This window comes from uncultured Pigmentiphaga sp., from assembly GCF_937950555.1.
GTDB lineage: Bacteria > Pseudomonadota > Gammaproteobacteria > Burkholderiales > Burkholderiaceae_B > Pigmentiphaga.
Genome location: NZ_CALFCW010000052.1, coordinates 1 through 7721, shown reverse-complemented (window position 1 = coordinate 7721; position 7721 = coordinate 1). Strand labels below are relative to the sequence as shown.

Sequence of the window (7721 nt, the reverse complement as noted above, 5' to 3'; positions counted from 1 at the left end):
AAATAGAGCAGCATCATCAGCGGGATGATGCGCGCGGCGATCTTGCGGTAGGGACTGCCCGGCGCTTCGTTCTTCATCGTTTTCCCGGCGGGTAGGGTTTGACCGAAAGATCGTAGCGCATGGCTGCGCGGCCGACGGGCAGGGCACCGCTTCCTTCAAGAGCAGGGTCGCGGCACTTGGCCCGAAACGTGCAATGCGCTCGCAGTGCGACCGGACGCAGGCGTCATCACCCGCCCGCCGATAGGTCGTGCACCAAAGCCGGTCTTTTGCACCAAAACCGGCAGGCCGATTCCCCATGCCGGGGCGACGACGCTATCACCCAGACTATCGCATGACCGCCATCGATACGCTCATTCCCTCCGTCAAGCCTGCCCGCAAAGGGCGTGAAGCCGCGTTGGCCCGCATCCGGAAAGCGGCCATCACGGAGTTCGCGCTCCACGGGCTGAAAGGCGCATCCACCCAAGACATCGCCGAACGCGCCGGCATGACGAAGGCGCAATTGCACTATTACATCCTCGGAAAAGAGGAGCTTTATGAAGAACTGCTCCAGTCTGTGCTGGATGCATGGGCGGACCTGGCGCCGTTCGATGAGCGCGCGGGCGACCCTCGCACTGCTCTGACGACCTACATCCGCGCCAAGCTCGAATATTCCTTCGCCCACCCGGAACTCTCTCGCATCTTCACGCGCGAGGTCCTCAGCGGAGGCCCTTATCTACAGAAGTATTGGCAGCAGGCCTCGGAATCCGCCCACCGCAAAGTGGCCATCATCGAGCGCTGGATCGCCCTGGGGCTGATGAGGCCTCTCGATGCGCGCATGCTGTTGATGCACATTTGGACCATCACCCAGCACTACGCTGACTATGCCCCGCAAATCGCCGTGATGTTCGGCGGAGTCGGCAGCCCGTCTCTCTCCCACGAACATATCGTCGAACAAGTCACCCGCTTCATCCTGCTCGGCTGCGGCCTAGACGTCCAGCGATGATTGGCACGGCGATTGCTTGAAGCCTGACCGACAGATTTGACCAGTCGGAAAGTTTTCGGAGTCCGCCTTGAGCGCACCTGCAATCGCCAAACCGCTCGCCCGCTACGCCGCCTACAAGCGGATGGGCGATTTCGTCTTCATGTCAGGCGTCATCGCCGTGGATCCCGATGCCCAACGCATCGTGCGCGGCTACGCCGACATCCCCGATCACGCGCGCACCGCTCTCGGCGAAACCGGAGAGTTCTCCGTCGACTACAAGGAGGGGCCTATCTTGGCCCAAAGCTGGTACGTACTGGACAGGATACGGCAAACCATCGAGTCGGCCGGCGGGCAGATGTCCGACGTTTTCAAATTGGTCCAGTACTTCCGCAACCTGGACCACTTTCCCTACTACAACCGCGTCCGCAAGCTTTTCTTCCCGCAGGATCCGCCCGTCTCCACGGTCGTCGAGGTCTCCGGCCTCATGCCGTGCGACGACATGCTGATCGAAGTCGAAGCCACGGCCTATCTGCCGCAGTCCCGTTGATCCACTACCCGGCGCCGACCACCATGCTGCACGGATTCATACCGCCCCAACGCTTTCTTCCCTACCTGAGCTGGTCGGACATCGCTGCGCTGCCCGATCGCGAAAACACGGTCATCGTGCTGCCCGTAGCCGCGATCGAACAGCACGGACCTCATCTTCCCTGCGCAGTCGATAGCCTGATCGCCGCCGGCATCACCGGCAAGGCGCTCGAGCGCCTCGACCCCACGGTCCCGGCATATGCGCTGCCGCCCCAGGTCTATGGCAAGTCGGACGAACATTTGCACTTTCCCGGCACCATCACGCTCACAGGCGAGACACTGTTCTCCATACTCGTAGAGATCGGCGAGTCCGTGTATCGCGCCGGCTTCCGCAAGCTCCTCATCATCAACGGCCACGGGGGACAGCCCCAGCCCATTGAAATGGCAGCACGCGAATTGCGCCTGCGCCACGGCGATTACCTGGTCGTGCCGCACTTCACCTGGCGCGTGCCGCACATCGCCGGCCGCTATCTCTCTGAAAAAGAGAAAAAACTCGCCATGCACGCCGGACACGCCGAAACCGCCATCACCATGGCCCTCGCACCGGAAACCGTACACATGGACCGTGCCGCGGCCAACTATCCGCCCGAGTTTCCATCTCGGCTTCTTTCCCCCGATGGCCGCCCGGCAGTGGCGTGGGTGGCGCGAGACTTCGGCCCGACGGGCGTGATCGGCGACCCGACCGGCGCCACCCGCGAGCAGGGTGAAGCCATCCTCGAGTCGCTCGCGGATAGCTGGGCCGCGGCGATCAAGGAGTTCCACGAACTCAAGTGGGTAGAGCGCAAAGAGCCGACGTGGGCGCGCTCGCATTTCACCGGCCACGTCGAACCGGCCGGAGAGGGGTCGCAATGAGCACAGATGACGCACGCCTGGCGATGCTGCAAAAGCTCGAGCGCATCCGCACCCAATTGCCCCACATCGATTGGATCGTGGACGACGCCCGCGTCAAGCGCCTCTCCCAGGATTACTTCTGGTTCAGCCCCGTCCTCAAGCGCCTGTTCGACGACAAGCAAGCCGATGCAGTGGCGCGACCTCGCAACGAGGAAGAGATACGGAAAGTCGTCAGCGCCTGTGTGCGCGAGGGCGTACCTCTTACCGTCCGCGGTGGCGGCACGGGCAACTACGCGCAATCTACGCCGCTCGCGGGCGGGCTGGTTTTGGACCTGTCGCGATTCGACGAACTCCTATGGGTGCGCAACGGCGTCGGGCGCGCCCAAGCAGGCATCCGGCTATCGGAGTTCGATGAGCAGGCCAGGCCGCAAGGCTGGGAGCTGCGCTGCCTGCCTTCGACGTTTCGCATGGCTACGCTAGGCGGCCTGTTCGGCGGGGGATTCGGAGGTGTCGGGTCGATCACCTACGGCCCCCTGGGCGCCCCGGGCAATGTCCTCGCCATCAAAGTCATGACCGTAGAAGCCGAACCCCGCATCGTCGAGCTGACCGGCCCCGAGGCGCTGTTGCTGCACCATGGATACGGGACCAATGGCATCGTGCTGGAGCTGGAAGTCGCCTTGGCGCCGGCGCATCCTTGGCTCGAGAACATCATCGTGTTCGACGACTTCGACCGTGCGCTCGACTGCGGCCAAGCGCTTGCCCAAGCGCCCGGCATCATCAAGAAATCAGTCACGGTGCTGGCCGATCCGGTACCCGGCTACATGACGGCCCTCCAGACTTTCCTGCCCGCTGGCAGCCACGCGCTGCTGGTCATCGTGGCCGAATTCAACGAAGCGGCGATGAAGCAGATCGTGGCCGACTTCGGAGGCCGGATCACTTACCGGCAAGACATGGAACAAGTCCGGGCCACCCGGCGCACGCTGGTCGAGTACGCCTGGAACCACACCACCATGCATGCGCTGAAAGTCGATCGCAGCCTCACCTATATCCAATGCAGTTTCCAGCCCGGCCGTAATCTGGAACAGGTTCGGACACTGCGCAAGTTGCTAGGCGATGAGGTGCTGACGCACGTGGAGTTCCTGCGCCTGCGCGATGGCACCCTGACCTGCAACGGACTGCCTATCGTCCGCTATACGACCGACGAGCGCTTGGACGAAATCATGCAGATCTACCGGGACCACGGCGTTGGCGTCGCCAATCCGCATGTCTACGTCGTCGAAGACGGCAAACAGGGGCAGATCAACCCCGCCGTCGTCATGAAGAAAGTCGCTTTCGACCCTCATGGTTTGCTGAACCCGGGCAAGCTGCGCGGCTGGGAGATCCGCGACCAGATCATCGCCGCCCACGCCGAAGCCTAACCTCCCCATACCAACACACACGTCAAGGATCGTCCATGCTCGCAACCCGCATCAAAGCCACCGTCCTGGCGCTAAGCGCCACCCTCGCCATCCTGCCCGCTCTCGCCACGGCGGAGACGATCAAGGTGCGCTATTCCTGGAAACTGAAAGGCGAGTACGCAGCGTTCTACATGGCACAGGAGATCGGTGCCTACGCCAAGCGCGGCCTGGATGTCAGCCTGGGTGAGGGCGCCGGCGCGCAAGCGGCACTCGGCGCGCTCATACAAGGACAAGAGGATGCAGCCGTGGTGCCCGCCGCTTTCGCCTTGACGGCCATTTCCAAGGGAATGCCCGTGAAGATCGTGGCCCTGTACCACCCGCGCGCCCCCATCGGCGTCGTTTCGCACGCATCCAATCCGGTGGCGACGCCCAAGGACCTCGAGGGCAAGAAGATCGCCGTGTCCGTGGGCGACACCGTGGCCGCTTACCTGGGCGTAATCTGCAAGATGAACGAGGTCGATTGCAACAAGATCGATCGCGTCATGATGGACAGCCAGGTGCGTTCTTCGCAATTCCTCGCGAATCGCGTCGATGCACTCACCACGTATCTGAACGTGGATCCCCCGCTGCTGGCTAGCATCAGCAAGGATCCGCTCGTCACCCTGGATTTCTCGAAATTCGGCCTGGTCCTGCCGGGGCTGTCGATCGTCGTGAAAGACGATGCGATAGCCAAGAAGGGCAAGCCACTCTCGGACTTCCTGGCCGCACTCGACGAGGGCGTTGCTGCCTCGCGCAAGGATCCCGCCGCTGCCGCGCAAGCCATTCGAAAGGCTTGGCCGGGCAGTCCCAAGCCCGACATTGTCCAGGCACAGGTCTCGGCAACGCTAGACGCCATTCCGCAGCTGCCTGGGCGCCGCGCAGGCTACATCGAAGCAAAAGACCTGTCGGTGGCGATAGACATGCTCAAGTCGGTGGGCGAACTGCAGGGTGACAAGCCGGTCGACGCTTATTACAGCAACGCCTTGTTTGCCCGCTGATCCGAGGGAGCGCACCATGATTCTCTATACGCCGCCCCATGCCGCGCAGGAAATTCCCGTCATCGACTTGGCGGACAGTTTTTCGGCCGACCTGGCACGCCGGCAAGAGGTGGCCTGGAACATACACAAGGCCTGCCGCGACACGGGTTTTTTCTACGTCGCGAATCATGGCATCCCGTCGAGCGTCCGGGCTGCGCAGCTGGAGGAAGCACGGCGGTTCTTCGCGCTCCCGCTAGAAGCCAAAATGCGCATCGCAATGTCGAAGTCGACTTGCCATCGCGGCTACGATCCAATGCATAACCAGGCCCTGGACATCGATTCACCGCCCGACTTGAAGGAGGGCTTCCAGTTCGCGCGCGAGCTGCCACCTACCCACCCGCGGGTCCTGCAAGGCGTTCCCAACCATGGGCCGAACCAGTGGCCGGATGAACTGCCCGGATTCCAGGAGCAGATGCTCGACTATCAAACCCACGTCATCAAGCTCGGCCAGCACCTGATGCGCTGCTTGGCGCTTTCGCTGGAGCTGCCCGAAACCTATTTCGACGAGGGAACCGCCGACCCCATGTGCACGGTCCGCCTGCTGCACTACCCACCGCATCCGGAAAACGCCAGCTTCAATCAGCTCGGCGCTGGCGCGCATACCGATTGGGGAGCCATCACCATGTTGCTGCAAGACGATCGCGGCGGTTTGGAAGTACGCAATCGCGACGGGGTATGGATACGCGCCACGCCCATTCCCGACACCTTCGTCGTCAACCTCGGCGACATGGTGCGCCGCTGGACCAACGATTTGTACCAGTCCACGCTGCACCGGGTCATGAACAACGTCAGCGGCCGCGATCGCTATTCGGTAGCGTCTTTCTTCAACCCGGAGCATTTCACGCGCGTCGAATGCGTGCCGACCTGCCGGCCGGCCGAAGGTGAGCCGGCGTACGCACCATGCACGGTCGGCGAGCACATTGCCGACATGTTTCGGCTGACCTACGGCAAACCGGCGATGGCATGATGTCCACATCCGCAATCCCTCGCGACCCGTCCACTCCGTCCGCTCCGGCGACCACCCGCGGCGGCGCTTCGTTGCAACCGGAAAACGGCCGGTCCGCTTTGGCGCAAGGCGCGCCCGCCAACCCCTATCGCACCGATGCCGAACGCGAGGCGCTGCGTTTGCAGCGCCGGCGGCGCCAACGCCTATACAAGCTCGCCGCGCCGACGCTCGTTGCGCTATTGATATTGGCTTGGCAACTGGGCGCCGCGATCGCGGGCCTGTCAGAGTTCATCCTCCCGACGCCATTCGCCACGCTGCAGCGCATCGGTGCCGATGCGCCCATGTTCCTGCGACACGCTTGGATCACCGGACTTGAGGTGGTCCTGGGCTTTGCCATGGCAGTCGTCCTGGGGATGGCTACGGCGCTGCTCATTTTCTATTCACGGCTGTTCGAACACGCGGTCTATCCCATTCTTGCAGGATTGCAGACCGTGCCCAAGGTTGCGCTCGCGCCGCTGCTCGTCCTGTACCTCGGCTACGGTTGGGGCCCCAAGCTCTTTCTTGCGGGATTTTTAGCCTTCTTTCCCATCGTCGTATCGACGGTGCTCGGCCTCAAGAGCGTCGACCCTGGCCTCGTCAACGCCGTGCGCTCCATGGGCGCCACGCCGCGCCAGATTTTCTTCCGCGTGCGGCTACCCGCCGCCTTGCCGAATATTTTCGGTGGGTTCAAGGTCGGCATGAGCCTAGCCGTAATCGGAGCGGTCATCGGCGAATACGTGGCCGCGGAAAAGGGTCTCGGCTACCTGCAGTTGCAAGCCAACGCGAGCTTCGATACGACGCTCAACCTTGCTTCGGTCTTCATCATCGCCATCATGGGTTCATTGCTGTATTGCCTGCTCGCGGTAATCGAATCGAAGTTCGTCTTTTCGCGGAGTACCTCGCGGTGAATGCGCTGCCCACCCCCACCCCGGCCCGCCAAGGCGCTGCACTGCGGTTCTCGCGCGTCACCAAGCTGTTCGACACTCGCGAAGGCGACGAAGTCTGCGCCTTGGACGACTTTGACCTCACCATCCAGCCGGGCGAGTTCGTCACCGTGGTCGGCCCCAGCGGCTGCGGCAAGAGCACGCTGCTGTCGATGGCTGCAGGCCTGGACACCCCCACCGCCGGGCACGTCAGCATCGACGGAAAGGTGCTCACCGCCCCTCATCCTGAATCCGCGACGGTATTCCAGGCCGATCAATTGCTGCCCTGGCGTACGGTGCTGGACAACATCCTGCTGCCTCTCGGCTTGCGTGGAAAACTGACGCGGGAGCATCACGAGCAGGCCGAAGCCTGGCTCCGGCGCGTCGGCCTGGCCGGTTTCGGCAACAAATATCCGCATGAGTTGTCGGGCGGCATGCGGCAGCGCGTCTCGCTCTGCCGCGCATTGATCCAGCATCCCCGGCTGCTCTTGATGGACGAACCGTTCGGCGCACTCGACGCCCTCACGCGCGAACAGATGATCGCCGACCTGCAATCGCTGTGGACATCGCTCGGCAACTCCGTGCTGTTCATCACGCATGGCATCGATGAAGCAGTGTTCCTGGCCGACCGCGTCATCGTCATGTCCCCCCGCCCGGGACGCATCGCGCTGGAACTTGCCGTACCGCTGCCTCGCCCGCGACGCTGGAAAGACGCCTTGCAGGATCCCACGTTCCACTCCCTGATGGCCACGGTCAGGGAAACCTTCCAGGCGCAGGGCGTGCTGCAGGTCTGAGCACGCCCTGCGCTGGCGACGACACGACACGCTACCCCTTCGAAGTCCCGCCTCCCGCCCCGGCCGCTAGGGTTCCCCCGGGGTTTCCCCCGTTTATAAGGCTACCTTATATTTAACGATACGCTGTCATGAGAGCAGCGGTCCCGCCGGCTGTCATCGATCCGGCATG

General features: G+C 63.0%; 8 protein-coding genes. All 8 read left to right on the top strand.

The annotated features are described in order from the left end of the window. The first annotated feature begins 331 nt into the window (after window positions 1-331). The 8 genes from Q0319_RS13445 (at window position 332) to Q0319_RS13410 (ending at window position 7552) form a co-directional block, all read left to right on the top strand. A complete protein-coding gene (locus Q0319_RS13445; protein ID WP_296465808.1) occupies window positions 332-982 on the top strand; it encodes a TetR/AcrR family transcriptional regulator in 651 nt (216 codons plus the stop codon). Between the two features lie 121 nt (window positions 983-1103). Next, complete coding sequence (locus Q0319_RS13440) at window positions 1104-1508, top strand: RidA family protein (protein ID WP_363322282.1); 405 nt, start codon at window positions 1104-1106, stop codon at window positions 1506-1508. Between the two features lie 23 nt (window positions 1509-1531). Next, window positions 1532-2398, top strand: coding sequence for a creatininase family protein (locus tag Q0319_RS13435; RefSeq protein WP_299453318.1), 867 nt, complete (start codon window positions 1532-1534; stop codon window positions 2396-2398). Then, window positions 2395-3795, top strand: coding sequence for an FAD-binding oxidoreductase (locus Q0319_RS13430; protein ID WP_299453314.1), 1401 nt, complete (start codon window positions 2395-2397; stop codon window positions 3793-3795). The genes Q0319_RS13435 and Q0319_RS13430 overlap by 4 nt, the downstream gene beginning before the upstream one ends. A gap of 35 nt (window positions 3796-3830) precedes the next feature. Continuing rightward, a complete protein-coding gene (locus Q0319_RS13425) occupies window positions 3831-4811 on the top strand; it encodes an ABC transporter substrate-binding protein (protein WP_299453310.1) in 981 nt (326 codons plus the stop codon). A gap of 16 nt (window positions 4812-4827) precedes the next feature. Continuing rightward, window positions 4828-5817: a 2-oxoglutarate and iron-dependent oxygenase domain-containing protein gene (locus tag Q0319_RS13420; protein WP_299453307.1), complete on the top strand. Its 990-nt coding sequence runs from the start codon at window positions 4828-4830 to the stop codon at window positions 5815-5817. After that, window positions 5814-6743: an ABC transporter permease gene (locus tag Q0319_RS13415; protein ID WP_296465802.1), complete on the top strand. Its 930-nt coding sequence runs from the start codon at window positions 5814-5816 to the stop codon at window positions 6741-6743. Before Q0319_RS13420 ends, Q0319_RS13415 begins: the two co-directional genes overlap by 4 nt. Further along, complete coding sequence (locus Q0319_RS13410) at window positions 6740-7552, top strand: ABC transporter ATP-binding protein (RefSeq protein ID WP_299453303.1); 813 nt, start codon at window positions 6740-6742, stop codon at window positions 7550-7552. Before Q0319_RS13415 ends, Q0319_RS13410 begins: the two co-directional genes overlap by 4 nt. The last annotated feature ends 169 nt before the right edge of the window (window positions 7553-7721 follow it).